At 66.0% G+C, this 26,003-nt stretch carries 28 protein-coding genes and 3 tRNA genes; 17 read left to right on the top strand and 14 right to left on the bottom strand.

Annotated features, from left to right (window positions below; all coding sequences use genetic code 11):
• Positions 1-328: 328 nt before the first annotated feature.
• On the bottom strand, positions 329-676 hold the full coding sequence (locus tag ABIB15_RS09560) for a protein-tyrosine phosphatase family protein (protein WP_354477479.1): 348 nt from the start codon (positions 674-676) through the stop codon (positions 329-331).
• Positions 677-820: 144 nt separating this feature from the next.
• On the bottom strand, positions 821-1,318 hold the full coding sequence (locus ABIB15_RS09555) for a GNAT family N-acetyltransferase (RefSeq protein ID WP_354477477.1): 498 nt from the start codon (positions 1,316-1,318) through the stop codon (positions 821-823).
• 179 nt (positions 1,319-1,497) lie between these two features.
• Here ABIB15_RS09555 and ABIB15_RS09550 point away from each other — a divergent pair, with 179 nt between their 5' ends.
• The 5 genes from ABIB15_RS09550 (at position 1,498) to ABIB15_RS09530 (ending at position 4,258) form a co-directional block, all read left to right on the top strand.
• Complete coding sequence (locus ABIB15_RS09550; RefSeq protein WP_354477474.1) at positions 1,498-2,019, top strand: GNAT family N-acetyltransferase; 522 nt, start codon at positions 1,498-1,500, stop codon at positions 2,017-2,019.
• Positions 2,020-2,933: 914 nt separating this feature from the next.
• Entirely contained in the window at positions 2,934-3,449 is a 516-nt protein-coding gene (locus ABIB15_RS09545) for an ATPase (RefSeq protein ID WP_354477471.1), read from the top strand.
• A gap of 184 nt (positions 3,450-3,633) precedes the next feature.
• Positions 3,634-3,707 (top strand) — tRNA-Ile (locus ABIB15_RS09540).
• A gap of 32 nt (positions 3,708-3,739) precedes the next feature.
• A tRNA-Ala gene (locus ABIB15_RS09535) sits at positions 3,740-3,812 on the top strand.
• 50 nt (positions 3,813-3,862) lie between these two features.
• Positions 3,863-4,258 (top strand): NUDIX hydrolase, encoded by a 396-nt coding sequence (locus tag ABIB15_RS09530; protein WP_354477468.1) that lies wholly within the window; start codon positions 3,863-3,865, stop codon positions 4,256-4,258.
• Positions 4,259-4,380: 122 nt separating this feature from the next.
• On the opposite strand, the gene ABIB15_RS09525 is transcribed toward ABIB15_RS09530, so the two are convergent.
• Positions 4,381-5,004, bottom strand: a complete 624-nt coding sequence (locus ABIB15_RS09525) for a DNA helicase (RefSeq protein WP_354477465.1) — start codon at positions 5,002-5,004, stop codon at positions 4,381-4,383.
• Between the two features lie 123 nt (positions 5,005-5,127).
• On the opposite strand from ABIB15_RS09525, the gene ABIB15_RS09520 reads away from it, so the two are divergent.
• Together ABIB15_RS09520 and ABIB15_RS09515 are read left to right on the top strand one after the other, a co-directional pair.
• A complete protein-coding gene (locus ABIB15_RS09520) occupies positions 5,128-5,667 on the top strand; it encodes a peptidylprolyl isomerase (protein ID WP_354477462.1) in 540 nt (179 codons plus the stop codon).
• A 17-nt stretch (positions 5,668-5,684) separates the two neighbouring features.
• Positions 5,685-6,530 carry a rhomboid family intramembrane serine protease gene (locus ABIB15_RS09515; RefSeq protein ID WP_354477459.1) on the top strand — a complete coding sequence of 282 codons (846 nt, stop codon included), beginning with the start codon at positions 5,685-5,687 and terminating at the stop codon, positions 6,528-6,530.
• A 99-nt stretch (positions 6,531-6,629) separates the two neighbouring features.
• Here ABIB15_RS09515 and ABIB15_RS09510 read toward each other — a convergent pair whose 3' ends face one another.
• The gene (locus tag ABIB15_RS09510) at positions 6,630-6,908 is read right to left on the bottom strand and encodes a cell division protein CrgA (protein WP_354477456.1); all 279 of its coding nucleotides are present in this window, start codon (positions 6,906-6,908) and stop codon (positions 6,630-6,632) included.
• 99 nt (positions 6,909-7,007) lie between these two features.
• Between ABIB15_RS09510 and ABIB15_RS09505 the strand changes: the two genes are divergently transcribed.
• Both ABIB15_RS09505 and ABIB15_RS09500 read left to right on the top strand, forming a co-directional pair.
• The gene (locus ABIB15_RS09505) at positions 7,008-7,754 is read left to right on the top strand and encodes a class E sortase (RefSeq protein ID WP_354477453.1); all 747 of its coding nucleotides are present in this window, start codon (positions 7,008-7,010) and stop codon (positions 7,752-7,754) included.
• A 154-nt stretch (positions 7,755-7,908) separates the two neighbouring features.
• A complete protein-coding gene (locus ABIB15_RS09500; protein WP_354477450.1) occupies positions 7,909-8,547 on the top strand; it encodes an anthranilate synthase component II in 639 nt (212 codons plus the stop codon).
• 39 nt (positions 8,548-8,586) lie between these two features.
• On the opposite strand, the gene pknB is transcribed toward ABIB15_RS09500, so the two are convergent.
• From pknB to ABIB15_RS09465, 7 genes are read right to left on the bottom strand one after another with little or no spacing between them, the layout of a single operon-like run.
• A complete protein-coding gene (gene pknB / locus ABIB15_RS09495) occupies positions 8,587-10,344 on the bottom strand; it encodes a Stk1 family PASTA domain-containing Ser/Thr kinase (RefSeq protein WP_354477447.1) in 1,758 nt (585 codons plus the stop codon).
• A gap of 2 nt (positions 10,345-10,346) precedes the next feature.
• Positions 10,347-12,041, bottom strand: coding sequence for a protein kinase domain-containing protein (locus tag ABIB15_RS09490; protein ID WP_354477444.1), 1,695 nt, complete (start codon positions 12,039-12,041; stop codon positions 10,347-10,349).
• On the bottom strand, positions 12,038-13,474 hold the full coding sequence (locus tag ABIB15_RS09485; RefSeq protein ID WP_354477441.1) for a peptidoglycan D,D-transpeptidase FtsI family protein: 1,437 nt from the start codon (positions 13,472-13,474) through the stop codon (positions 12,038-12,040). Before ABIB15_RS09485 ends, ABIB15_RS09490 begins: the two co-directional genes overlap by 4 nt.
• The gene (locus ABIB15_RS09480) at positions 13,471-14,916 is read right to left on the bottom strand and encodes an FtsW/RodA/SpoVE family cell cycle protein (RefSeq protein WP_354477438.1); all 1,446 of its coding nucleotides are present in this window, start codon (positions 14,914-14,916) and stop codon (positions 13,471-13,473) included. Before ABIB15_RS09480 ends, ABIB15_RS09485 begins: the two co-directional genes overlap by 4 nt.
• Positions 14,903-16,144 carry a Stp1/IreP family PP2C-type Ser/Thr phosphatase gene (locus ABIB15_RS09475; protein WP_354477435.1) on the bottom strand — a complete coding sequence of 414 codons (1,242 nt, stop codon included), beginning with the start codon at positions 16,142-16,144 and terminating at the stop codon, positions 14,903-14,905. The genes ABIB15_RS09480 and ABIB15_RS09475 overlap by 14 nt, the downstream gene beginning before the upstream one ends.
• Positions 16,145-16,148: 4 nt before the next feature.
• Complete coding sequence (locus ABIB15_RS09470; protein WP_354477432.1) at positions 16,149-16,679, bottom strand: FHA domain-containing protein FhaB/FipA; 531 nt, start codon at positions 16,677-16,679, stop codon at positions 16,149-16,151.
• Positions 16,676-17,386, bottom strand: coding sequence for an FHA domain-containing protein (locus ABIB15_RS09465; protein ID WP_354477429.1), 711 nt, complete (start codon positions 17,384-17,386; stop codon positions 16,676-16,678). The genes ABIB15_RS09470 and ABIB15_RS09465 overlap by 4 nt, the downstream gene beginning before the upstream one ends.
• A gap of 149 nt (positions 17,387-17,535) precedes the next feature.
• Here ABIB15_RS09465 and ABIB15_RS09460 point away from each other — a divergent pair.
• From ABIB15_RS09460 to ABIB15_RS09435, 6 genes are all read left to right on the top strand, one after another.
• A tRNA-Leu gene (locus ABIB15_RS09460) sits at positions 17,536-17,622 on the top strand.
• 134 nt (positions 17,623-17,756) lie between these two features.
• Complete coding sequence (locus ABIB15_RS09455; protein ID WP_354477426.1) at positions 17,757-18,362, top strand: hypothetical protein; 606 nt, start codon at positions 17,757-17,759, stop codon at positions 18,360-18,362.
• Between the two features lie 133 nt (positions 18,363-18,495).
• Positions 18,496-19,446, top strand: a complete 951-nt coding sequence (locus ABIB15_RS09450; RefSeq protein ID WP_354477423.1) for an NAD(P)-dependent alcohol dehydrogenase — start codon at positions 18,496-18,498, stop codon at positions 19,444-19,446.
• Positions 19,447-19,502: 56 nt separating this feature from the next.
• The gene (locus tag ABIB15_RS09445; RefSeq protein WP_354477420.1) at positions 19,503-19,655 is read left to right on the top strand and encodes a hypothetical protein; all 153 of its coding nucleotides are present in this window, start codon (positions 19,503-19,505) and stop codon (positions 19,653-19,655) included.
• Positions 19,656-19,859: 204 nt separating this feature from the next.
• Positions 19,860-20,495, top strand: coding sequence for a WD40/YVTN/BNR-like repeat-containing protein (locus tag ABIB15_RS09440; protein ID WP_354477417.1), 636 nt, complete (start codon positions 19,860-19,862; stop codon positions 20,493-20,495).
• Positions 20,496-20,558: 63 nt separating this feature from the next.
• Positions 20,559-22,517: an APC family permease gene (locus tag ABIB15_RS09435; RefSeq protein ID WP_502908937.1), complete on the top strand. Its 1,959-nt coding sequence runs from the start codon at positions 20,559-20,561 to the stop codon at positions 22,515-22,517.
• A 9-nt stretch (positions 22,518-22,526) separates the two neighbouring features.
• On the opposite strand, the gene ABIB15_RS09430 is transcribed toward ABIB15_RS09435, so the two are convergent.
• Positions 22,527-22,901, bottom strand: coding sequence for a UBP-type zinc finger domain-containing protein (locus tag ABIB15_RS09430; RefSeq protein WP_354477412.1), 375 nt, complete (start codon positions 22,899-22,901; stop codon positions 22,527-22,529).
• Positions 22,902-23,171: 270 nt separating this feature from the next.
• A complete protein-coding gene (locus ABIB15_RS09425; protein ID WP_354477409.1) occupies positions 23,172-23,744 on the bottom strand; it encodes a hypothetical protein in 573 nt (190 codons plus the stop codon).
• Between the two features lie 139 nt (positions 23,745-23,883).
• Here ABIB15_RS09425 and ABIB15_RS09420 point away from each other — a divergent pair, with 139 nt between their 5' ends.
• Positions 23,884-24,582, top strand: coding sequence for an HAD-IA family hydrolase (locus tag ABIB15_RS09420; protein WP_354477406.1), 699 nt, complete (start codon positions 23,884-23,886; stop codon positions 24,580-24,582).
• A 196-nt stretch (positions 24,583-24,778) separates the two neighbouring features.
• A complete protein-coding gene (locus ABIB15_RS09415) occupies positions 24,779-25,591 on the top strand; it encodes an alpha/beta fold hydrolase (protein ID WP_354477403.1) in 813 nt (270 codons plus the stop codon).
• A gap of 34 nt (positions 25,592-25,625) precedes the next feature.
• Here the strand turns inward: ABIB15_RS09415 and ABIB15_RS09410 are convergent, their stop codons facing one another.
• Complete coding sequence (locus ABIB15_RS09410; protein WP_354477399.1) at positions 25,626-25,988, bottom strand: hypothetical protein; 363 nt, start codon at positions 25,986-25,988, stop codon at positions 25,626-25,628.
• Between the last annotated feature and the right edge of the window lie 15 nt (positions 25,989-26,003).

The following is a 26,003-nucleotide window of genomic DNA, read 5'->3' as shown; positions in this document are numbered from 1 at the left end:
GGACGTGAGCGGCGCACGGACAAGTTGGGTGGCAAAAGACACGACCGGAGTCTCAACTTGAGTGAGACAAGTCTCAAGTTGCTTGAGAACTGACAACCGGTGTCAGATCTCGCCCCAGATGAGACTTCACGGCCCACATGAGACCAACAAGGGCTTGAGATCGCTCTCGGCCAGACGAAAGAATCTTCTCAACCAAGATGAGACTTATTGAGAGTGCCGTGTCTCCCGCCCCGGCGGGGTGCAACAGCATGGGTTATGAGATGCCTGGGTTATGAGACAGTTGCCTGGCCAAGATCACCCGTAAGCCGAACGGCTTACGGCGCGACCGCTATCGTGCAGTGAAGCGAGCGACGTATCGCCGCTGCCAGGGAGTCTCGACCGCCCGCGGGTCGTAGTGCTTGCGGACGAACGCCACGGCTTCACCAGCGGGCACGCCGTCGATCACCGCCATGCAGGCGAGTGCGGTGCCGGTCCTTCCGCGTCCGCCACCACATGCAACTTCCACCCGCTCTGCGGCAGCACGGCGCCACGCTTCGTACAGCGCATCTTGGGCGTCGTCGCCGTCGGCGGGCAATCGAAAGTCCGGCCATCGAACCCACCGTACGTTCCACGGCATGGGTTGCGGCTGCTCTTTGAGCAGGCAGATGCCGAAGTCGGGAACGATGCCATCGGGCATCGGATGGCGCAGGCTGCGGCCACGGACCAGCCGGCCTGACGGTAAGGCAAGGACTCGAGGGTCCGAGGCGCTCCAGACAGTCACGATCAGAAGGCTATCGGTGAGACACAAAATGCATGTGTCTCAAGAGGAACCTTCAGCGGGTCAAAACCTTAAGACCATCGTGTCCGAATTGCCGGCCCGTCCCGCGACCACGAATCCGTTGCTCACATACAGAGCGCGGGCCCGTTCGTTTTCATCCTCGACACTCAAACTCAGCCCCCGGAGGCCACGATCCGCTGAGGCTTGTATGGTCCGCTCAAGAAGAACGCGGCCCACGCCCTGGCCTCGATGAGTGCTCACTACGCCCATGCCCAGCTCGGGGATGTCCTCGTCAACGAACCCGTATCCGGGATCCTCGGCGGTCATGAACCTCGCCCACGCGGCACCGACCGGCTCGTCCGCCTCGTCCGCCTCGTGTGCGAGGAAACCGAAATCTGAGCTCCGTTTCCAGCCGGAGATGTAGTGCCACAGGTCGGGGGTATTCATGATCGATTGCAGAGTCGCAGTCTGCCGGTCCTGGCACCAGTTGACTGCTTCTAGCAGCATCGCAGCGAGAAAATCGATGTCCTCAGTTGAAGCATCGCGGATATGCAAGGTCATGACAGTGTTCCTCAATTCAGACAAGTGGCTAGGTCGATTTGTCGACATGGATTTGCACGCTTATCGAAGGAACATGTACCGAGTGTTGCAGTCATTGCGCGTGACGTCCAGCCTCAAACACTGCGGTTCCACCTAGGCAATGGACGAACGATCATCGAGGCGGGTGGGAAACTCGATACATGGAAAATCCGTCGGGGGAGAACGATTTCGTATTCCGAAGTGGCACCGCAGAGGATGCGGCGGCTTGCGTTTCGCTTTGGGTCGCGGCGTGCGTTGCTCGGGATGGTGAAGCGGTCGATGGAGTGGCCGAGCGAGCTCGACTCAAATTCGACAATTCAGAATGCTGGATCGTGGCCGAGGATGCAGTCGCGGGGCTCGTCGGGTTTGTACTCGCAACGAAACCGGGCTCGGGTCTGGCCAGTGATCCACCCGACTCGCCTGTCATCGGTCTGCTCGCTGTCGCTCCCGCCGTTCAGGGGCGCGGCCTTGGCAGCGCACTTCTAACTGGAGCAACAGCCGCGCTTGCTCGGCATGGCCATCAGAGGTCTGTTCTTCACGTTCTTGCCGATCATCACGGTGCCGTGCACCTCTACGATAAGAACGGTTGGCGACCGCTGGGGGCGCCATTTCAGCATTCGCTTTTGGGACGTCCGTCGCAGACATATGTGCTGGACCTAGATCTAAGGCCGGGTGCCCGATAGAGGGACGTCCTGCGGACGCATCCCCACACTGCGTGGGGTCGAGCTCGCTGCTGCTCGGAGGATTGCCGTTTAGGTGTCCCGACATTAAGCCCGATGAATGGGTGACATACGGACCAGCGCGTGGTCGGCACTTTGCAATCTGAGTGTCTCGCAACCCCACCCTTACGATTCCGGTGATGCGTCCACAGTCTGAGCGAGTGATGGTCAGCTGCCCGAATCCATAGGACAGCCGGCCCCTCGTTGCGACGGTCCTATTCGGGTTCCCGGATTGCCACGTTTTCGTCCAGTCGCACCCATCCGTCTTCCAGCCTTGCGCCGGCCGCGTGGACTCGGATCTCGGCGATGTCTTGCAGGGTGGAGAAGGCCTCCATTCCGGAGCAGCTTGACCCCCATGCGTCGTCACTGCGGTAGAGCAATGAGCAGTATGAGTCCGCAGTGTTTGACCTCATCAAGTAGACATCCACCCCTGACCAGGTCCCAATGAGCCGAGAGGTGTCGACATCGGCGACGACCTCTTGTCCTGTTCGGAGTGGCTCGACCATGCTTGACGGGAGGCTGTCGTCGGGAGTGGCGGGTCGGTCCAGAGCAGACGGTGCGGGGACGGCGGGCGAGCAGCCAGTGAGGGCGACCAAGAGCGCCGATGCGAGCACGAGTGCGGCCCCAATGCGGTTCATCATGACAAATCCCCTACTTTCGGTCTGTTCACGACTCTAATGCGAGAGTGCGACTGGCCGACAACGGCCCGAAATAGGGGCATTTCGAGGTCGCGGTCGGGGCAGGGTCGATTTCGGCCCTCTCCGCGTAAGCATTTGCCTCGGACTCCCCCATCGCATTGGCCTCGAATTCGAACGTCGTCGACAGCGTGGATAACGCTCGGCCGGTTCGTTGACTCCACCCTGGGCATAATTGAGTGCATGGGCGAACATGCTGGGATTCTGCTCCTCGGCGGTCGATCTGGGGTCGGAAAGACGAGCGTAGGGCACGAGATTCACGCTCAGCTGATGCGCCGCGGGGTGCGGCACGCTCTCATCGACGGCGATTACCTTGCAATGGCGCACCCCGCCCCTGATGCGTTCGGAATCGCTGAGTCAAACCTCGGACTGGTCTGGGCCAACTATGAGCAACATGGCTACAGGAACCTCGTCTATTCCCAGACCGTTAGTGTGATCTATTCGTCCGAGCTACTCGAAGCGATGGGCGGGACTGCTCAAACGGTCGGTGTTCTACTTACCTCCAGTGACGAGACGGCCCACGCTCGACTGAGCCGGCGAGAGACGGGTAGTGAATTGGCCATTCACATCGAACGCAGCACTTTGATGGCGCGCCGGCTCGAAGCTGAGTCTCCAAGCTGGGTCCATCGGATCAGTACCGACGATCGGAGTGTTCAGTCGATCGCTTCCGAAGTCATCGACCTGACGAATTGGTCATAGGCCCCTACTGGGCGCACGCGCGTCGAAGAGCAGCTTGGTTAATCTCTACCTCACACGCAGGCAGTTCGACCCCAGTCGGTCTCATGTTGGTTGAGACAAGTCTCATCTGGGTTGAGATCTGACAACCGGTACCCGTCGATTTAGTGATTCCCACCGGGTGCGATACTCTCGTATCTGCCCTCATGGGGCTATAGCTCAGGCGGTTAGAGCGCTTCGCTGATAACGAAGAGGTCCCTGGTTCGAGTCCAGGTAGCCCCACTCGGGAATCCCGCACCAGTTGCGGGTCCCTCGGGGACGTAGCTCAATTGGCAGAGCACCGCCTTTGCAAGGCGGGGGTTAGGGGTTCGATTCCCCTCGTCTCCACACTCATTTCCTGTCTCGCTCCGGCACAATCACGGCGATACGCTGGGTCCGTGACGAGGATTCTCGCGGCCGGAGCCGTGATCCGGGATTTCGACGGACGATTCCTGCTCGTGTTGAGGGACAGGCCCCCGCAGGCCGGGTTCTGGAGTCTGCCCGGTGGCCGGGTGGAGCCGGGCGAGTCGCCCCAGCAGGCCATGGAGCGCGAGGTGCTCGAGGAGACGGGGCTTGTGGTCCGCGCGCAGCGCGAGTGGGGGCGGATCGAGATCCCCGGCGAGGGGACGGATGTCTTCGACGTTCACGACTTCGCGGCTGAATACCTCTCCGGCACCCTGCTCGCGGGAGATGACGCACGCGACGCACGCTGGTTCACCGCCGACGAGCTGCTCGACCTGACGACGAGCGTGGGTCTCGTCGACCATCTGCGGCGGTGGGGCGCTTACCCGTGAGCCCGTCCCAGCGCAAGCGAGGCGCCCGGGAGGCGCCCGGGAGGCGCCCGGGAGACAGCGAAGGCGCCGCCGGTCGAGAATCTCGACTGGGGCGGCGCCTTGGCGCGGTCTATCGCGGGGCGCTACTTGGGCGGCTCTGTGTCGTCAGCTTCGTCGAGCACCCACAGTTCGTCGTCCGCGCGCAGGGTCTGCCAGGCGGCGTAGGCGACGCCCGCGACGGCGATGAGACCGAGCGCGATGAGGATGTATCCACCGGGACCCATCGACTTCTTTGGCGGTGCGACGAAGCCCACTCGCTTGCCGACGTTCTTGTAGGCCTTGCTGGCCTGCTTCGACGCTTCGGCGTAGGCGTGCTCTGCATTCTTGCTGACACGCTTTGTTGTCTTCTGCACCTGGTCGATGACGTCGCGCACGCGAGGGTCCTTCGAGACCTCGAGTGTTGCGAGTGCTGAGGCGAGAGCCCCGGACACACTCGGCAGCACATCGTGCATGATCTTGTAGCGCGTGCCGTCGACCGCGCTCTTCGTGGCCAGGAAGCCTGTTTCGACCGCGGGGACGATGCGCTCATCGACCGCGGTGCGGATACGGGGAGCGACCTCCTCACGGGATACGTTCCCGAGTTGACGGCCGGCCTCGCGCACGACCTTCGAGGCGTGGTCGAGAACCTCTCTCTGCTCGTCCCAGAGGTCCGTGGCGGTGTGCTTCAGCCGCTTGAGTTCTTTCCCGCGCTTACGTGATAGTCCCATGAGATCACCCTCCGGTTGTGGTGTAGCGAACCTAGTAAGTCTTTCATGTTGCAGGCTGGGCGCCAACACCGCTAAAGCTGGGCGAATCCTGAGTGGGGAGAACCGCTGTGGGAGGATAGGGGCATGTCTATTCACACCCATGTCGCCACACTCACGACCAATCTCGGGCCCATCCGCGTCAACCTCCTCGGCAATCACGCCCCGAAGACCGTTGCCAACTTCGTTGGCCTCGCGACCGGCGAGATCGAGTGGACCCATCCCGGCACCGGCAAGGTCTCTCACGACAAGCTGTACGACGGTGTCGTCTTCCACCGCATCATCGACAACTTCATGATCCAGGGCGGCGACCCGCTCGGCCAGGGAACCGGCGGACCCGGCTACCAGTTCGACGACGAGATCCACCCCGAGCTCGACTTCACCAAGCCGTACCTCCTCGCCATGGCGAACGCCGGCAAGCAGGGCGGCCGCGGGACGAACGGATCGCAGTTCTTCATCACGACCGTGCCGACCACGTGGCTGCAGGGGAAGCACACCATTTTCGGGGAGGTCGCCGACGAGGAATCCCGCGAGGTTGTCAAGAAGATCGAGGCCGTGAAGAAGGATGCCCGTGACCGCCCTGTCGAGGATGTCGTCCTCGAAAGCGTCACCGTCGACGCTGTCTGAGCCGTCGTAACCCCCGGATGAGCGGCGCCCAGCCCGACCCGCAGAACCACTGCTACCGGCATCCCGACCGCGAGAGCTACATTCTCTGCCAGCGGTGCGGGCGCACGATCTGCCCCGCGTGCCAGACGCAGGCTCCGGTCGGCTTCCACTGCCCGGAGTGTATCCGCGAGGGTCGGGCCCGGGTGCCGCGCACCAAGTCGAGGCTTGCCACGTCAGTGGGGCGCATTGCGGCGCCCGGCTCACCTGCCGTCACCTACTCGATCATCAGTGTGACGGCACTGGTCTTCGTGCTGCAACTCGTCAGCGGCGGGCTCGTCTCGAGGTACCTGACCTATTTTCCGGTGTTCACGGCGCGCGAGCCGTGGACGATGATCACGTCATTGTTCGTCCACTCCACGAGTTCGTTCCTGCACATCCTGTTCAACATGTTTTCGCTCTTCATCTTCGGGCGGATCCTCGAGCCGATGATCGGCAGATGGCGCTTCCTCGCCCTCTACTTGCTGAGCGGCCTCGGCGGCTCGCTCGCCGTTCTGCTGCTCAATCCCGCCGGCGGTGTGCTCGGCGCGTCGGGCGCGATCTTCGGGCTCTTCGGCGCCTTCTTCGTGATCCAGCGCGGTCTCGGCGGCAACAGCGGTCAACTCGTCGTGCTGATCGTGATCAACCTGTCGATCGGCTTTCTTGTGCCGGGCATCTCCTGGCAGGCGCACGTCGGCGGTCTCGTCGTCGGGGCGCTCGTTGCCTTCGTCTACATGCGCACGCGCCTCGCGCGGCAGAAGAACCGTCAACTGCTGTTTCTGGCGGCGATCGCAGCGGGCCTCACTGTGCTCAGCTATGTGGGATTCACGACGGCATTCCTCGCCTGACCGGGCAACTTTCGCCTGAGTTATCCACAGGCTTATCCACAATGGGGATAATTACAGGGATGTAATTGTCGGCCTAACGGGGGACCGGCCCCCGGAAGATCAACGCCAGCGCGTCGTCATGAGGAATCCCAAGAACAGGATTCCGAAGCCGACGAGGATGTTCCCGTCGCCGAGCGCCTGGATCGGCAGGGTCGTACCGCTGACGTAGAACACGATGATCCACGCGAGCCCGATGAGCATCAGGCCGAACATGATCGGCTTGAACCACACCGGGTTGGGTGCGTCGTCGCCGCCACGTTTTTCGGAGTCGGGGCCGCGGCCGCCGTTCTTGTCGTTCGTCGCAACAACGGGCTTCGCGCGTTCGTTCGATCGGGCCATTTCGGAATTCTAGCGCGAATGGCCGGGAGAGCACTCCTTCCGCGCCGATGACCGAACTCCCCGGGATAGACGCCGCGGCCGTCGCTTAGAGTTGTGTTCATGACACGGCGCCCTGATTTGCCCTCAGGGCGCGCCCGAATCAGCATCGTTGGGGTGATCGGGGAGATCCTCATCACGGCAGGTGTGTTTGTCTTCCTCTTCCTCGGCTGGCAGCTCTGGCTCAACGACATCGTTGTCGGCAACGAGCAGCGGGACGACGCGATCGCGTTTAGCCGTGAGCTCGGGTCGGCGGCGCCTCCGGCCGCCCCCCTCGACCCCGACTCCAACTTCGGGGAGCCCGTCGTAAGCCCGGCATCCGCCGAGACGGTGGCCTTCGCGAACATCTACATTCCGCGGTTCGGTGACGATTACGTGCGGACTGTCGCCGAGGGAGTGAGTGCGAGCAATGTTCTCCGCACTGGCGTCGGCCACTACCCTGGCACGCAGATGCCGGGCGAGGTGGGCAACTTCGCGGTCGCGGCCCACCGCACGACCTACGGTGCGCCGTTCAACCGTATTGCGGAGCTCACCGTCGGCGATCGCATCTACGTGCAGACTTCGGATGGCTGGTACACCTACGTCTTCCGGTCTCTGGAGTATGTGCTGCCGTCGGCGATCGAGGTGCTCGAGCCGGTTCCCCATGCTCCCGGGATGGCCGCCAACGACCGCATCATCACCCTCACGAGCTGCAACCCGATGCTCTCGGCCGCTGAGCGCATCATCGCTTACGGCGTCTTCGAGGAGTGGCAGCCAGGATCCGCCGGACCTCCCGAGGAGCTCGCGAACCTGAATCTGGCGGGTGCGTGATGTACGCCGCCTTGTGGTCCGTGCTGCCGGGGCCCGTGTGGGTGCGGGTGCTGCTTCTCGTTGTCCTCGTTGCGCTCGTGCTGGCCGTCTGTGTCTTCGCCGTCTTTCCTTGGCTGAATACGTTCATCAATGTGACAGACGTTACGGTTGAGCAATGACAAAAGTGCTCGTGATCGACAACTACGACAGCTTCGTCTACACGCTCAACGGGTACTTGCTACAGCTGGGCGCGGAGACGACAGTGGTGCGCAACGACGCGTTCGCGGTCGCGGACGTGGCGTCGGTCATTCGCGACTACGACGCGGTGCTGCTCTCGCCCGGGCCTGGGACCCCTGCCGCCGCGGGCGTTTCGGTGCCGGTCGTGACCGCGGCGCTTGAGTCCGGGCAGCCGCTGCTCGGAGTGTGCCTCGGGCACCAGGCGATCGCCGAGGCGGTCGGCGCTACCGTCACCCATGCCGACGAGCTCATGCATGGCAAGACGTCGCTGATCACCCATGACGGCAGCGACTTCTACGCGGGGGTGCCGCAGCCGTTTCGCGCCACGCGCTACCACTCGCTCGCGGTCGTCGACTCGACGGTGCCGAGCGAGATCGTCGTGACCTCGCGCACCGACGGCGGCGTAATAATGGGCCTGCGCCACGAGAGAGCGCCGATCTTCGGCGTACAGTTTCACCCGGAGTCCGTGCTTACCGAGGGCGGCTACCTCATGCTCGCCAACTGGCTCGCCGTCGCCGGCCTCACGTCGGCCCAGCAGGCCGCGGTCGGGCTCACACCCCTCGTCACCCTGGACTGAATGCCCCCACCGGACTGTCTGTCCGGCGGCGGGGATGGTCTAGCCGGCGCAGTACAGAATCATGATCGGCGACCCCTGCGGGTGGTCGCCGGAGGGCAGATCCTGTGCGGTCACAGCCCCGCCGGAGCACGAGTAGTCGGGCCTCGCCTCGATGGATAGCCCAAGCGCACTGAGAGTCGTATTGGCGGTGTTGATCGGTTGCCCGACCACCATGGGAACCTCGACAAGCCCGTTGCTCACGACGAGGTCCACGGTGTCGCCCTCGCGCACATCCGCCCCGGACGCAGGGGTGCTCGAGATGACGGTGCCGGCCGGAACTGAGACGGAGTACTCGGGGGTGGTGATGCCGTAGGTGAGGTTGCGTGCGTCGATCGCCGCCTTTGCTGCCTCTTCTGACAGCTGTTCGAGCCGCGGGACGGTCGTCGGGTTTTTGCCCAGCGACACGTAGACCCGAACCACGAACTTCAGCTCGACCTTCTGGCCGGCTGGCGGGTCGGTGCTGATGATCGTGCCCTCAGGAACGGAGTCGCTCGCCTGTCCGATCGGCGTGGCGACGAGGTCGACGCTCGTGAGTGTCTCTGCGCCGTCCTCGTAGGTCGCGCCGACGATGTTCGGCACCGAGACGGAGAGATTGGTGCCGAGATCCCTCGGGCTGTCGGGCAGGTTGGCCACCCAGAGCACGACCGCAATGAGGATTGCCGCCATGAGGGTGACGCCCGCCCAGATCCAAGCGACGGGCGGACGCGACTGGGTGCGCACCACCCGTTCGTCGTCGTGCGCCGAGAGGTGCCGGAGAGTTGCCTCGGGCCCCGTGACGGGGCTCGCGCCAAAGAGCGTGGCGTTCACGTCGGAGACCGCGGGCAGCCTGCGGTGCGGAACCTGGCCCGCGCCGGCAGCCTCGACATCCGCACGGAACTCCGACGCGGTCTGGTACCGGTTGAACTTGTCCTTGTTGAGCGCGTGCAGCACGACGGAGTCGAGCGCCGGCGACACCTTCGGGTTGAGACTGGACGGCGCCGCGGCAGGTTCGCTGATGTGCTGGTAGGCGACCGCGGCCGCCCGATCGCCGCGGAACGGCGCGCGTCCCGTGAGCAGTTCGAAGAGGATGACGCCGGTTGAGTACAGGTCGGTGCGGGCGTCGACGGTTTCGCCGCGCGCCTGCTCTGGCGAGAAGTACTGCGCCGTGCCGAGCACGGCCCCGGTCTCGGCGACCGTGGCGGAGTTGTCGGAGACGGCCCGGGCGATGCCGAAGTCCATCACCTTCACCTGGCCGTTCTGGGTGATCATGATGTTGCCCGGCTTGATGTCGCGGTGCACGAGGAGCGCGCGGTGGCTGTACTCGAGCGCCGTGAGTACCTGGGAGATGATCCGCACGGCCTCGCTCGGCTCGAGGGGCCCCTCTGCGATGATGTCCTTCAGCAGGCGCCCGTCGACGTACTCCATGACGATGTACGGCACCTGGTGCTCGGTGCCGCTCGAGTCGGTCGAGGTCTCCTCGCCCGCGTCGAAGACCCGCACGATCGTCGGATGCGCCATTCGCGCGGCCTTCTGCGCCTCTTCACGGAACAGCAGCCGGAACTTGGGGTCGGTCGCGAGGTCGGGCTTGAGCAGCTTGATCGCCACACGCCGACCGAGCCGGTTGTCGATGCCGACGTGCACGTCCGCCATGCCCCCACGCCCAATGAGATTCCCGACCTGGTAGCGCCCGGCGAGCACGCGGGGCGCGTCGTCCGCCGATTCGTCGCCGGTGCGCGGGGATCCGGGGCCGCTGGTGCTGCCGGGGTAGGTGTTCACCATGGTTACCCCGCGGCCGTCTCGTGTTCCAGGACCAGTGGGTCTGAGGGCGCCGACTGGATCCCGGAGCACTCGGCCAGATAGCTGACGCTCGTTGAGCCGGACTCGTTGTCGGTGAGGGTGACGGTGATCGACGTTGTGGAGGGGGGAAGTGGGTTGGCCGGAGTGAAGCTCCCGCCCTCCACGTTTGCACGGAAGGCGGTGAGTTGGGTGCCGGAGGCGCACCCGGCGTATGACGGAATGGTGACCGTGATCTCGTCGCCCGGGGCGTAGGGGCCAGCTGGTGCGGTCGGCGTCGCCGGCTTGGCGGGCGCCGCGACATCGCCGTAGACGTCGAGGGTGACAAGCGTTCCCTTGCGCACATTGCCGCGCGGGCTGATCGCGTAGACCGTCGACACCTGCTCGGGCGAGTTCGCGGCGTTGCCGGTGACGACGGTGACCTCGAGACCGAGCTCGCGAAGACGGGCGGTCGCGTCCGCCTCGCTCGCCCCGATGAATTCGGCCGGGTCGATGTTGACGGTGTCGCTTTCGGTGGGCGACGGCGTCGGTGAGGGCGTGGGTGACGGTGACGGTGACGGTGATGGGCTCGCGCTCGGCGAGGGGCTTGCGGATGCTACGGGCGTGGAGTCGTCGGACAGCAGGAGGGCGATGAGTATCCCGACGATCGCCAGCGCGACCACTCCGAGCAGCGCGATGAGCGGCCAGGTCCACGGATTGCGGGCCTTCGACTCGATCGGGCCGGTGGGAGGGGAGGCCGTCACCGGGGCAGCGAGGATCTGGGTCGACTGGGTGCCGTCCGCGTTGCGCCCGGCGGGAGCCATCGCCGCGGCAGCCACCCCGCCGGCGATGATCGCCGGAACGGCGGCAGCCGCTTGGTTCACATCGCCTCGCCGGAGAGATCGCGCAGCCCTGGCGAGGTGTTCGGCCGAGGTTGGACGGTCGCTCGGCTTTTTCGCGATACAGGAGTAGACGAGGTTGCGTACCGGCTCGGACACCGTGACCGGAAGATCGGGCGGTGTCTCATTGATCTGGGCCATCGCGATCGCGACCTGCGACTCGCCGGTGAACGGTCGGCGGCCGGCGAGGGACTCGTAGGCCACGATGCCGAGCGAGTAGATGTCGGTGGTCGGCGATGCGGAGTGCCCGCTCGCCTGTTCGGGCGACAGGTACTGCACCGTGCCCATGACCTGCCCGGTGGCGGTGAGCGGCACCTGGTCGGCGATCCTGGCAATGCCGAAGTCGGTGATCTTGACCCGGCCGTCGGGCGTGATGAGCAGGTTTCCCGGCTTGATGTCTCGGTGAACGAGGCCGGCGGCGTGGGCGGCATGGAGCGCCGAGGCGGTCTGGGCGACGATGTCGAGAACGCGATCGGTCGACAGCACCCTCTCGCGCTCGAGAATCGTGGAGAGAGCCTCACCGGGAACGAGTTCCATGACGAGGTACGCGCTGCCCTCTTCCTCGCCGTAGTCGAACACGTTCGCGATGCCCTCATGGTTCACGAGGGCGGCGTGCCTGGCCTCGGCGCGGAACCGCTCCAGGAAGCCCGGATCGCCCAGGTACTCATCCTTGAGGATCTTGATCGCCACCGTGCGTCCGATTACGAGGTCCGTTGCCTGCCAGACCTCGCCCATGCCGCCGATGGCGACACGGCTCGACAACTGGTATCGACCACCGAAGGTGAGGCCACTTGTTGGTCTCATTTGCTCAGCACCGCCTCTATGACCTTCCTTGCAATTGGGGCTGCCACCGCGTTGCCGAACCCCTGGCCGTTTTCGACAACGACAGCCACTGCAATCTCCGGGTCTTCGGCGGGGGCGAATCCGGTGAACCACAGGGTGTTTTCGGCCCCGTCGTTCTCTGCTGTTCCGGTTTTACCAGCCACATCGACTCCGTTTATTCTTGCATTGCTCGCCGCCCCGTTGTTCACGTTGGCGACCATCAGCTGGGTGAGCGTGGCTGCGGTGGCCTCGGAGATGGGCGTGTTGAGCACGACCTCCTGCGGCGGCTGGAGGACCGTGAGGTCCGGGGCCTTGATTGATTCGACGAGCGTCGGTTCCATGAGCCGGCCCCCGTTGGCAATGGCAGCGGAGACCATCGCGATCTGAAGCGGCGTCACCCTCACGCTGGCCTGGCCGAAGGAGGCGAGCATCAGCTCTGCCTCGCTCTCGGTCTTCGGGAACACGCTCGGCGTGACGTCCTGCGGGATTGTGAGGGGCTGCTCGAAGCCGAAGGCTTCGGCATACTGCGAGATCGTGTCCTCGCCGAGGGCGGCACCGAGCTGCGCAAACGGAATATTGCAGCTCAGCCTGAGCGCGGTCGCGAGGTCGACGTTCTCGGCGCCGCCGCAATTGCCGTCGGCAGCGTTGCTAATGGTGTTCGATGACTGTGGCAGCTGGAGGGTGGGCGGGTTCGGGAATTCGCTTTCGGGGGTGAATTGCCCGCTGTCGATCGCGGCGGCGGCGGTGACGAGCTTGAAGACGGAGCCCGGAGCATAGAGGTCGCCGGCGATCGCACGGTTGAGCAGTGGTCGCTCCGGGGCGTTCAGCAGCGCGTTGTAGTTGTCGATCACGGCGGTTGTGTCGTGAATGGCCATCAGGTTCGGGTCGAAGGCGGGCTTCGACACCATTGCGATGATCGCTCCGGTCTTCGGGTTCACCGCGACGACCGACCCGGAGTTGTCGCCGAGGGCATCCCAAGCCGCCTGCTGGGCGACGGGGTCGATGCTCAGCTCGACAGATGCGCCCTTCGGGTTCTGGCCGGTGATGATCGAATTGAGCTGATCGATGAACTGGGCGTTGGCGGTGCCGCTCAGATAGTCGTTGAGAGCGCCTTCGACGCCGGAGTTGCCCTGGTTGAGGGTGAAGTAGCCGGTGACGGCGGAGTAGAGATCGGGGTTGCTGTAGGTGCGCAGGAACTTGTACTGGTCATCGACCGGGGTCGACTCCGCAACGGCGCCGCCGTCGACGAGAATGGGCCCGCGTTCGGCCGAGTAGCTCGCGTAGAGCGTGCGGGTGTTGCGGGGGTCAACCCGGAGGTTGTCGGTCTGGAAGACCGCAATGACGGTGGTGGAGGCAAACAGGGTCAGGAACATGATGAGCACGATCGCGCTCACTCGCTTGAGTTCTTTATTCACGCGTCCACCACCAATCTGGGTTGGTTGCGCACGGTGTCGGACAGTCGCAGCAGAAGCGCGGCAATGATCCAGTTGGCGACGAGCGAGGATCCGCCCGCGGCCATGAACGGGGTGGTGAGGCCGGTGAGAGGGATGACCCGCGTGATGCCACCGATCACGATGAATACCTGCAGCGCGAGCACGAAGGCGAGGCCGATGCCGAGCAGTCGTCCGAAATCATCCTGTCCGGCGAAGCCGATCCGGAAGCCCCGCGAGACGAAGAGGAGGAACAGCGCGAGCAGGGCGAACAGCCCGGCGAGGCCGAGTTCCTCGCCGAGGCTCGCAATGATGAAGTCGCTCTCGGCGAACGGGATGATGTCTGGGCTGCCCTGCCCGAGCCCGGTGCCGACGAGCCCGCCATCCGCGATCCCGAACAGGCCCTGAACAAGCTGGTAACTGCCGCCGACCTGCTCGTAGATGTCGTTGTTGAAGGCGTCGAGCCAGCCATTGAAGCGGCTGTTCACGTACCCGAGGAGCTGGCTTGCGGCGACGGCCCCGCCGATGAACAGGGTCATGCCGAGAATGACCCAGCTGACACGACCGGTCGCGACGTAGATCATGATGAGGAACAGGCCGAAATAGAGCAGCGAGGTGCCGAGGTCGCGTTGCAGCACGAGGACGCCCATCGCGGCGACCCAGATAATGAGGATCGGGCCGAGGTCGCGCACGCGGGGAAAGCGCATGCCGAGGAACTTCTTGCCCACGAGGGAGAGGCTGTCCCGTGCCGTGACGAGGTACCCGGCGAAGAACACCGCGAGTGCGATTTTCGCGAGTTCGCCCGGCTGGAAGGAGAGCGGTACGCTGCCGTCCTCGCGCTGCGGTCCGATGCCGATCCACACCTGCGAGCCGTTGATCTCACGGCCGAGGCCGGGCACGAGGGGAAGCAGGAGCAGCGCAACGCCGACGAACATTGCGATGTAGCGGTAGCGCTGCAGCACTCGGTGATTGCGGATGACGACGAGCACCACGAACGCGGCGAGCATCGCGATCGCGGTCCAGGCCATCTGCCGGATGCCGGATGCCGCCCAGCCCTCACGGCCGCCGGCGAGGTCGAGCCGATAGATCATCGCGATCCCGACGCCGTTGAGAATGGTCGCGATAGGGAGGATGAACGGGTCGGCCTGGGAGGCGACGATGCGCAGTGTCACGTGCATCGCAAGGGCGAGAACAGCCAGTGCGGCCGAGTAGGTGAACACCTCTTTGCGCACCTCGCCGAGGGCGCCGAGCTGCACGAGCAGGATCGCGGCGGCGTTGATGGAGAGCGCGAACACGAGCATCAGCAACTCGAGGTTGCGCAGCCTCGCAGGCTCGCGCAGCCGGATGCGGATCGTGTCGGTCAGGGTGGTCCTCTGGCCGGCCTCCGCGACGCGTCCGCCCGTCGGCCCCTGGTTAGTCGCTGACATTGACCAGCCGTTCGATGATGTCCCGCGCGTCGCCGAGGGAGTCGGCGTTGATGGTCTGCCGGACGGTCTTCTGGGTATAGTTCGGCAGGTTGCCGAGCCTGATGTCGGTCTCCTCGTAGACAGTTGAGAGTGAGATCGGGCCGACGTCGGCCTGGACGCCTTGGAAGATCGCGACCCGGTCGCCGTCCGCGCCGACAAAGAAGCGCGTCTGGGTCCACTGGTAGGCGAGCACGAGTGCCACGATAATGGCGATGGCCGCGAGGCTGATCGTGACGAGCCAGCCGATTCGGCGGTTGCGGGCGCGTCGTCGGTCTTCGAGGATGAGCTCGTCGAGGTACTCCTCCGACTCCGGCTCGAAGTGCTCGTCCGCGGGCGGGGTCGCCCGCAGCGGGTGCAGCAGGAGGGTCGGGAGCCGCATCGGCCGACGCGCCGGCTCGGGCTCGAACGACAGCGGCGCCGCCGCGGACCCAACGGTCATCGGCGGGTTGCTGCCGGAGTCGCCCGACTCGTCGATGTCGACGAGCACCACGGTGACGTTGTCGGGCGCGCCCTGGTCGAGGCTCTCCTTGACGAGCCGATGGGCGGCCTCGTCGGCATCCGGCATCGAGGTCAGCACCGCGAGCATCTTGTCGTCGGTGACATAGCCGCTGAGGCCGTCGGAGCAGAGCAGCCAGCGGTCGCCCGCACGGAGGTCATGCACGGTCGTGTCAATCTCCGGCGATGCATCGACGTCGCCGAGTACCCGCATGAGAACCGAGCGGCGCGGGTGCACTGCCGCCTCCTCGGGCGTGATGCGGCCCGAGTCGACGAGGCGCTGCACGAAGGTGTGGTCAGCGGTGATCTGGGTCAGCTGGCCGTCGCGGAGCAGGTAGATGCGGGAATCGCCGATGTGGGCAATCGCGATGTCGTTGCCGACCCGCAGCATGGCGCTGACGGTGGTGCCCATGCCGGTGAGCTCCTGGTGCTCGAACACGGTGTCGGCCAGCAGGGAGTTGGCGGCGAGCAGCGCGGACTGCAGGGCGAATTGGGCGTCCGTCGCCGAGGCATATGGCTTGTCCGTCTCGGTGATGCGCTTGATGGCCATCGCCGAGGCGACGTCGCCGCCCGCGTGGCCGCCCATGCCGTCGGCAACCACGAACAGGTGGGCCCCGGCGTACCCGGAGTCCTGGTTGTTCGCCCGGATCTTTCCGACATGGGAAACCGCCGTGCTCTTGCCACCAGACGCCACGGGGCTACCGCCGGAGTTCGAAGCTGGTTGTGCCGATCTTGACCGGGGTGTTCAAGGGAATTTGGGTGGGGACGACGACCCGCGACCCGGCGAGGAAGGTTCCGTTCGTCGAATCGAGGTCCTGGATGACCCAGGAGTCGTTGAGAAGCATGAGCCTGGCGTGGTGGGTCGAGGTGTAGTCGTCCCTGATCACGAGGCCGCTCTCGCTCGACCGCCCGATCGTGAGCGGCTGGTTGCTGAGCGGCATCTCGACTCCGGAGCGCGGGCCGGACGTGATGACGAGGCGGTTCGCGGAGGTCGAGGTTGCCGGTGGTGCCGTGCTGTGGGGAAGCGAGTTCGCGGGCGTCGGCGGCCTCTGCACGGGGGCGACTGATGGCGGCGCGGACGGGGCGACAGCGACGGCATCCGGCACACTCTGGCGACGCACTCGCTGGCCAAACAGGTCGGTCCGCAGGGCGTAGACGACCGCGAAGACGAAGCCCCAGAGCACAAGCAGGAAGGCAAGCCTCAGAATGAGGAGTGTCAGATCACTCACTTCTGGGTGCCTCGATCGCGGTCGCCGCGCTGGTCGACGTCGGAGGATTGGGCAAGCACTCGGAAAACAATACGGGTTCGACCGATCTGGATCACTGATTCGGGTGCCAGCGGTGCCTTCGAGACAGGTTCGCCGTTGAGTTGGGAGCCGTTTGTCGAGCCGAGGTCATTGACCTGTGCCCGCTTGCCATCCCACAGGACCTCCACGTGCTTGCGGGAGATTCCGGTGTCGTCGACCGTGATGTCGGCGTCGTGTCCGCGGCCGATGATGGTGCGCGACTTCACGATTGGATATCGCTTGCCCGCAACATCGAGCACCGGGGTCCAGGAGACCTCGCCCTTGGCATTCTGGGAGTCCACACGGATCATCCCCTCGCTCAGGCCGGTGTCTTCGGTGAGGCGGATGGAGATGCCGCCGGCGAACTGGTACCCCTGCGCCGTCGCGTGATTCTGCACGAGTTGGGTGAGCTCGTCGATGAGCGTCGGGCCGATCGCGGTCATTCGCTGGTAATCGGTGCGCCCGAGGCGGACGACGAACTTGTTGGGCACGAGAATGCGCTCACGCGAGACGACGGCGGCCTTCGTGTCGAGCTCCCGGCGCAGTGCGCTCGTGATCTCGATCGGAGCGAGACCACTCTTGAACGTCTTCGCGAACACGCCGTTGACGGCGCGCTCGAGTCCTCGCTCGAAGTTGTCTAACAGGCCCACGGGATCCTCGTTCCAGTCAATTCGTGACTTCTCGTATGTTAGCCGGTACCTCTGCAGTGGTGATTGCGGCACGATGACGCAGCGGAACGGTGGGACGGGCCGCCCAGCGCCGCGGACGGGCTTCGCGCTGTGATAATCTCGCTGAGTCTGCGCGAGTGGCGAAATTGGCAGACGCGCACGGTTCAGGTCCGTGTGCCCGAGAGGGCATGGGGGTTCAAGTCCCCCCTCGCGCACCACTACGAACAGTGAAGGCCGATTCGGAGAAGATCCGGGTCGGCCTTCGTCGTTTCGCGGTCGTCGTCCACAGCGGCCGTTACGGTCGCGCCGTTCGTTGACCAGAATTATGCTCGCTGCGTGCAAGGGTGAGGCCATGAAACTGTACTCAGACTTCGGGCCGCGCAGAGCGCGGCAGGTCTTCGCCGACGTTATCTCTCTCGCGTTCATCACGGGATGGGTTTGGCTCGGAGTAACGATCCACAGGCTCATCACCGAGTTGGCCACCTACGGCAAGCAGATGGAAGACGCGGGAGCGGGCTTTCGCGTGGCCATGACCGAGGTGGGGGACAACCTCGAGGGCGTCCCGTTCATCGGGTCGACGGTCGGCGTGCCCTTCGACAGTGCGAGTGGTGCGGGTGGTGCGCTCGAGGAAGCCGGCCAGAGTCAGCAGGAGCTGATTCAGCAGCTCGCGCTCACGCTCGGCGTGGGGATTGCCGCGCTGCCGATCGTCATGATCCTGGTGCTCTGGCTCGTACCTCGAGCCCGTTTCGTTCGCCGGGCCGGCCGTGCGAAAGCCCTTGTCCGCGCCGGTGCCGGCATCGATCTACTGGCCCTGCGCGCTCTCACCAATCAAAAGGTCACGACTATCGCGAAGGTCAACGTCGACGCGATGGGCGCGTGGCGTCGCGGGGACGGCGCCGTCATGCGAAAGCTCGCCGCGCTCGAATTGGAGTCGTCGGGGATCCGCCTGCGCGTCTGAACCACGCGACCAGGTCCATCCGCTTGCGCGCCGTGCTTGCTTCGGCAGCCCGCCCGTCGCCGTGGAGCCCCCTCCCGCCTACACTGGCTCGCATGTCCAGCTCTCCGCGTCGCGCGGCCACCGGTCGTCCGGCATGAGGGCCGTCGTCTACGACCGGTACGGCCCGCCCGACGTGCTGAGGGTCGAAGAGATTCCCGTGCCGGCGCCGGGCCCGACGCAGGTGCTGGTCGAGGTCGCCGCGACATCCGTCAACCTCTCGGACTGGGAGGGACTGCGCGGGTCGCCGCTGTACGCCCGGATCGGCGGACTGCGCGCGCCGGCGCGCCGCGTTCTCGGCTCCGACATCGCCGGACGTGTCGCGGCGGTCGGCGCGGGCGTCACCCGGTTCCGCGTCGGTGACGACGTCTATGGCGACAATCTGGGCCTCCTGGGCGGATTCGCCGAGTTCGCCGTCGCGCCGGAGGCGATGCTTGCGCTCAAGCCCGAGGGATTGACGTTCGCCGAGGCCTCCACGGTGCCTCAGGCGGGTTCGATCGCACTCCAGGGCACCGCCAGCGCACGCCCCGGGCAGCGGGTGCTGATCAACGGCGCCGGCGGCGGGGCGGGCACCTTCGCGATCCAGCTCGCCGCGCTCGCCGCGGCGCACGTGACCGGCGTCGACAACGCCGGCAAGCTCGACTACCTGCGTTCCCTGGGCGCCGACGAAGTGGTCGACTATCGAGTCTCGGACTTCACCCGGCTCGGACCATTCGACCTCGTGCTCGATCTCGTTGCCAGCCGGTCGGTGTTCGCTTACCGGCGCGCGCTCGCTCCCGGCGGCCGCTACCGGTGCGTCGGCGGCGCCGTGCCGACCCTGCTGGGGGTCGCGGCGGTCGGCGCCGCGCTCGGACTGCTCACCGGGCGCCGGATGGGCGTCCTCGCGGTCCGCCAGGGTCCTTCGCAGTTCGAGCCTGTTGCGACGCGGTGCCTCGCGGGCGACCTCCGCATCCACATCGACCGCACCTTCACGCTCGATCAGGTGCCGGAGGCGCTCGCTCACGTCGGCGAGGGGCGCGCGCTCGGCAAGGTCGTCGTCATGCCGTGAGGCCAGGCCGTCATTGCCAGTCGGCTCGCCTGCGCTGACATCCGGCGAGAACACCTATGCCGACCGCCGCACTCCGCACCGACAAGGAGCTGCGTGCTCCCCGCATCCGCATCCGCATCCGCATCCGTATCACGATCCGCGCGGCGAGCCGTCGCTGTGCTGGCGCTCGTGGCCGCCGCTGCGATGGCTGCATCCGGCTGCGCCGCTGACCTTGGGGCGACGCCGGGCGTCCCGCAGCGGTCGATCCGACCGGCGGCATCGGGCACGTTCACGGGCTCGGGGTCGACTCCGTCACCGGCACGATCTACCTCGCCGCCCACGGCGGCGTCTATGAGGTGCCGGTCTCGGGCTCCGACGAGACAATCGGTTGGGAGCAGTTCGCGGGCCCGATCGCCGGTCGCGACCTTGATCCCATGGCCTTCGCCATGCTCGATGGCCAGATATCCTTCTCGGGGCACCCCGATCCTCGCGACCTCGACACCTCGCCGGCGAACCTCGGCCTGATCACCAGCACCGACACCGCGCAGACCTGGCAGAACGTCTCGCTGAGTGGAGAGGTCGACTTCCATGACATCGCTGTTGCGCCTGCGGCGGACGGCGAGCTGAACTTCTATGGCTACCGCGCTGCAGACGGCGTCGTCATGGCGAGCGGCGATTCGGGCACGACCTGGAGTCTCGGAGCGACCCTGATTGCCCGGGATCTGACGGTGGATGCCGGTTCCGCGGACACCGTCTACGCGACGACCGAGGACGGCCTCATGGTCAGCGGCGATCGTGGCGCCACGTTCGCTTTCGTCGAGGGCGCGCCGCCGGTATACCTTTTCGAGGCTGTGTATGGGGCCGATGCCGGGCTCGTCGGTATCGATCTGACCGGAAACGTGTGGGTGCGCAGCGGGGGGACGTGGCGGCAGAGCGGATCGACGGCGGGTGAGGTCGAGGCAATGACCTTCGCCGCGGCGCCGACATCGGTGCTCGTCGTCGCCGACGATCGGGGCGTCAGCGTGAGCAGCGACTTCGGAGCCACCTGGCGAACACTGGTCGCCCGGTAATACGGGCACGCTCCCGATTCGAGAGTAGTGTCAACGCTCGTGACCGAATCAGTGGCAGGCAGCATGGTCCCCGAGCGGATAGTTTTCGACACCAGGGACCCCAACTCCGGGAATCGACTTTCTCGATGGCTATTGGCGAAGCGTGTTGCCCCCGCCGGCCCCGAGTCGGTCGGCGGGAAGGGGGAGAGCCATGCCTGGTGGAAGGTGACCGCGCTGACTGGCGTCGACTATTTCTCCACCCTCTCCTACCTGCCGGCGATCGCGGTGCTCGCAGCAGGGGCGCTCTCGCCTATCGCGACACTGCTCATCGTCATCCTGACCCTCGGCGGCATGCTTCCGATGTACCGCCGGGTGGCCAAGGAGAGCCCGCACGGGCAGGGGTCGGTGGCGATGCTCGAGAAGCTGCTGCCCTTCTGGCGCGGCAAGATCTTCGTGCTCGTGCTGCTCGGGTTCGTGGTGACGTCGTGGATCATCACCATCACCCTGTCGAGCGCCGACGCGACGGTTCACGTGATCGAGAACCCGCGCGCCCCCGCGTTCCTCGAGGGTCAGGCGGTCACCGTGACGATCGTGCTGCTGCTCATCCTCGGCGGGGTGTTCCTGCTCGGATTCAACGAGGCCGTGAACGTGGCGATCCCACTGGTCGTCATCTTCCTCGTCCTCAACGCCGTCGTGGTGGCCGTCGCGGTCGCGGCCATCGTCGCCGACCCGGGCACCTTCGACGACTGGCTGAGCCGTGTCGCCGCCAGTGGCAGCGCCAGTGACGTCGCGAGGACCGCGGTGCTCGCCTTCCCCCTGCTCGTGCTCGGACTCTCGGGATTCGAGACGGGCGTCAGCATGATGCCGCTGGTCAAGTCGGAGGGCTTCACGGAGTTTCAGGTGCTCGCCTCGAGGGTGCGCAACACGCGAAAGCTGTTGACCACGGCGGCGCTGATCATGAGTGTGTACCTGATCGCGACAACCTTCGTCACGACCGTCCTCATCCCCGCCGAGGAGTTCGAGGAGGGCGGCGAGGCCAACGGCCGCGCGCTCGCCTACCTCGCCCACGAGTACCTCGGCGAGACATTCGGAACCGTCTACGACATCAGCAGCGTGCTCATCCTCTGGTTCGCCGGCGCATCCGCAATGGCGGGACTCATCAACATCGTGCCCCGCTACCTCCCCTCCTACGGCATGGCGCCTGAGTGGAGCAGAGCGGTCAGGCCGGTCGTACTCGTCTACACCGGTTTGAGTGTCATCATCACGATCGCCTTCGCGGCAGACGTGAACGCCCAGGCGGGTGCTTACGCAACAGGGATCCTCGCAATGATGGTGTCCGCATCGGTCGCCGTGACAATCTCCGCAATCCGCAAGAGGCAGCGCGCGGCTCGGATCGGCTTCGGCATCCTTACCCTCGTCCTGCTCTATGCCCTCATTGAGAACATCATTGAGAAACCGGACGGGATCGCGATCTCGGGGTTGTTCATCGGCGGGATCGTCGCGGTGTCCGTCATCTCCCGCGTCTACCGCGCCACCGAGCTCCGGGTCGACACGGTGACATTCGATGCCGGTGCACGCCGCATCATTGCCGAGGTGCTCGCACAGGATGGCGAGCTCAATGTCATCGCTAATCGTCGTGACAAGGGGGACCAGGCCGAATATACGGAGAAGGATGCGACGCAGCGGGCGATGAATCCCGTGCCTGCCAGCGCAACGATCCTGTTCCTCGAGGTCGACATCGTCGATCCATCCTCGTTCAGCGAGACCCTTAACGTGCGGGGCCACACCAACTACGGCTACCATATCCTCCAGGTCCAAAGCTCTGCAGTCCCGAACGCGATTGCGGGGATCCTTCTGGCTCTCCGCGATGCGACCGGAGTGCGCCCGCAGTGCCACTTCGAGTGGGCAGAGGGCCACCCCATCGCCTATATGTTCCGCTACCTGCTGTTGGGTCGGGGCGACACCGCACCGCTCGTGCGGGAGATCCTTCGAGAGGCCGAGAAGGATCCTGCCCGGCGCCCCGGGATCCACGTTGGTGGCTGAAACGTTGCCTCAGCCCGGGTGGATGTAATCCCTCCAGTTCTCGGGAACCTTGTCGGCCGGCGCCGGCACGGGCTGGTCGGAAGGCCGAGACTGGGGGTCGGCGAGGGTGGGGCCGACGAAGTACTTCTCGGTCAGCACGTTGTAGAACCAGCTCTCGCCAGGCTCGAATGACCTGAGCACCGGATGCCCCGCGATCGCCGCGTGGCTGCTGGCGTGCCGGGAGGGCGACGTGTCGCAGCATCCGATGTGCCCACAGGTCGCGCACCGCCGCAGGTGAACCCACCAGCCGGGAATCGAGCCGGCCAGGCACTCGGCGCACCCGGCCCCGCTCGGTTCGGCGGCGGGGTCGATAGCCGGATCGATGGCCGGATCGGTCGGGCTCACGGTGGCTCCTCACGGGTGGATCCGCACCGATTTTCTCATGTGCGCCGTCCCAGGCCCAGCCTCTGGCGCCAGCGTCCCTGAGCAGTACAGCTAAAGCTCGGGGTGTGACCCGAACGCTCTCTGGCGAGCAACTCCGCTGAGCTCCCCGCCCACGAACGGCGACCACTGACGAGCCCGTAGAGGCTCGTGACGATGCCGGTGACCCCGGCCAGGTCGGCCGAAACCACCCGCGGGAGTCCGGCTCGGGGCCCTTCTGCTTCGGCATGACGATTACGCGCCCGCTACCCCTGGATGCTCGGAGGGCAGGGCGTGTCTGGCTCCCTCCCGCAGCAGCTGGAGGTTCTTGGCCTCCCAGGTGCGCAGTTCCTGGCGCTCGCCGTCGATCGCGCGGCTCTCCGGGCAGCTCGCGACCGGACGTCCGCAGACGCACAGGCCCGGCGCGTCGGCATCGTGGTGAAGAACGTCGATGTGCCAGATCGCGGCCATCAGGCGGTCGAGCCTGCGGTAGAGCAGCTCGGTGCGGCGTTCGGACCGCGTGAGAACCTCGCTGCCGAGCGCATCGCGGATGCCGGCGGCGGGGGCGCTCTCGAAATCGGTCGCGATCGCCTCCGTCAGCTGTGCGACCTCGGCGCGCAGCTCCGAGAGCGTAGCCTCGACCTGGGCGCCAGTAACCTGCGCCGACGAGACGGCGTTCACGTGGGCATCCTGCAGCTCGGTGTAGAGGTCGAGCCAGAGCTCGACGTGGTCCCGGTCGCGCCGCTCCGCCTTGTCCGAGCCGAGGTGCTTCGCGCAGAACGGGCAGACGACCTGGTCGGTCGGCGAGGCGAACCGGAACGGCTGCATCGATCGGCAGCACAGGCACTGCGCTTCAACATCGACGTGCAGGGGATGTGAGTGGGTCACGGTGGCTCCGGTTGGCGGGCGTTGGGCGGTCGGTTGCAGCCTATCCAGCGCGGCCGCGCACGGCTGGCACACTTATGGGGTGACTCTTCTCTCTCCCCACGGCATCCTCGGCACCGCCTTCGACGGTGTTCTCTTCGATATGGACGGCACCCTCATCGACTCGACCCCGGCGGTGGAGCGCTCGTGGCTGAAGTGGGCCAGCGAGTACGGCGTCGAGCAGTCGTTCCGGGACGGCGGTCACGGGCAGCCCGCGCGCGATCTCGTCGCCTCTCTTGTGAGCGAGCAGCAGTTCGCGGCGGCGTACGCCCGCATCCAGCAGATCGAAACCGACGACACCGACGGGATCACGGTGTTGCCGGGCGTCGAGGCCACCCTCCTCGCGATCGACGCCCACCGCCAGGCGATTGTCACCTCCTGCACGCGGGAGCTCGCCGCGGCGCGGATCGGGGCGGCCGGAATCATCGCGCCCGACCTCGTCGTCACGGTCGATGACGTCGAGTTCGGAAAGCCCCACCCGCATCCGTTCCTCGCGGGCGCCGCGGGACTCGGCTTCGATCCCGCCCGCTGCCTCGTGATCGAGGATGCCCCGGCCGGGCTCGCGTCCGGGCGTGCGGCAGGGTGCGCCACCATCGGCGTGGTCGGCACGCATTCGCGGGACGAGCTCGACGCCGACCTCGTCGTCGACAGCCTCGCGGAACTGGTGTTCACGAGCACCGGTGCGGGTGTCACCGTGACCCGCGCGGGCTCAGCCATACCCCCGGGGCGCCCCGCGCCCTAACCTCGAGGAATGATGCCTTCCGGTCCTGCTCGCCGTTCGCGTTCGTCTGGCGGTCGGCTGGCTGCGCGAGGCGCGCGAGAGGGCCGGCTGACGGACCCGTGCAGAGGGCTTACGGGGCGGTTCCCGGTAGAATTACCCGTGCCCGCCCGATGCCCGATGACGGCCGATTGATCCACGACGAAGGGACCACGGTCGCATGAGTGTGCCCATCATCCGCGGAACAATCCAGGAGTTCACCGGAGAGGGCGGCGACCCGCAGACGATCGTCCTCGGATCGTCGCTCGGAACCACAGGCGCGCTCTGGGACGGGGTCGTCCCCGCGCTCGCCGAGTACTACCGGGTGCTGCGGTTCGACCTGCCCGGGCATGCCCTGAGCCCGGCAGCGGGCGACCGGTTCAGCATCGCGGAGCTCGCCGACGGGGTGATTGCCTTCGTAGACGATGCGGGCGGTGGCCCGTTCCACTACGCGGGGATCTCGATTGCGGGCGCGGTCGGCCTTGAGCTTGCGCTCCGGCACCCGGAGCGGCTGCTGAACCTTGCTGTCATCTGCTCCGGTGCGAAGATCGGCGCGGCGGAGGGATGGCTGGAGCGTGCCGCCCATATCCGCGCGAATGGCACGGACGATGTCATCGCCGGGAGCGCCGAGCGATGGTTCGCTCCCGGCTTCGTCGAGCGCAGCCCCGAGGTCGCCGCGGCGACTCTTGCCCGCCTCGGACAGGTGGATGATGAGTCGTATGCTCTGTGCTGCGACGCGCTCGCCGCCTTCGATGTGACGGGCGAGGTGCACGGCATCCGCTCGAGGACCCTGTGCGTGTCGGGCGAGTACGACCTCCCGACTCCAACGGCGCAACTCCAGCACCTCGCGTCGCGGATTCCGGAGGCCCGGCACGTCACGATCGCGGGCGTCGCCCACCTCCCGGCGCTCGAGCGGCCGGAGACCGTCGCGGCCCTGCTGCTGCAGTTCCTGAGGTCCCATTTGAGCGAGCGGGACATGTCCGCGCTTCGCTGACCACGACCGCGGCGCCGGCGAGCTGGATTCCGCGTCACGCGAGCGTGCGTTGGAGGGCAGCCTCGTGGTGCCGACGGCCAACCCCCTCGAAGCCGACGACGCGGGCGGCGGGGGCAAGAGTCACGATCATCAGGCAGACCCCGATCGAAGCTCCTACAGCGGCGAGGATGATCGCGAGGGCGAGCAGCGCGACCGTGACGACAAATAGGAGAACGTGGAATGCGTCCGCCTCGCGCGGGAGGCAGGTGTAGAGCAAGAACCGCACGGAAGTGGAGATCAGCACGGGCACGGCAACCCAGAGGATCGCGCCGAGCGTGCCAATGCCGGTCGTTCCGTCGATCACGTAGGCAACCACGTGCAAGCCTGCACCCGTCGCCCCGATAGGTGCGTAGATCACACGGGGATTCCGTTC

It is taken from the genome of Marisediminicola sp. UYEF4, assembly GCF_040546025.1.
Taxonomy (GTDB): domain Bacteria; phylum Actinomycetota; class Actinomycetes; order Actinomycetales; family Microbacteriaceae; genus Marisediminicola.
Note: the sequence above shows the minus strand (reverse complement) of the source record. Positions and strands in the feature narration are given on the sequence as shown.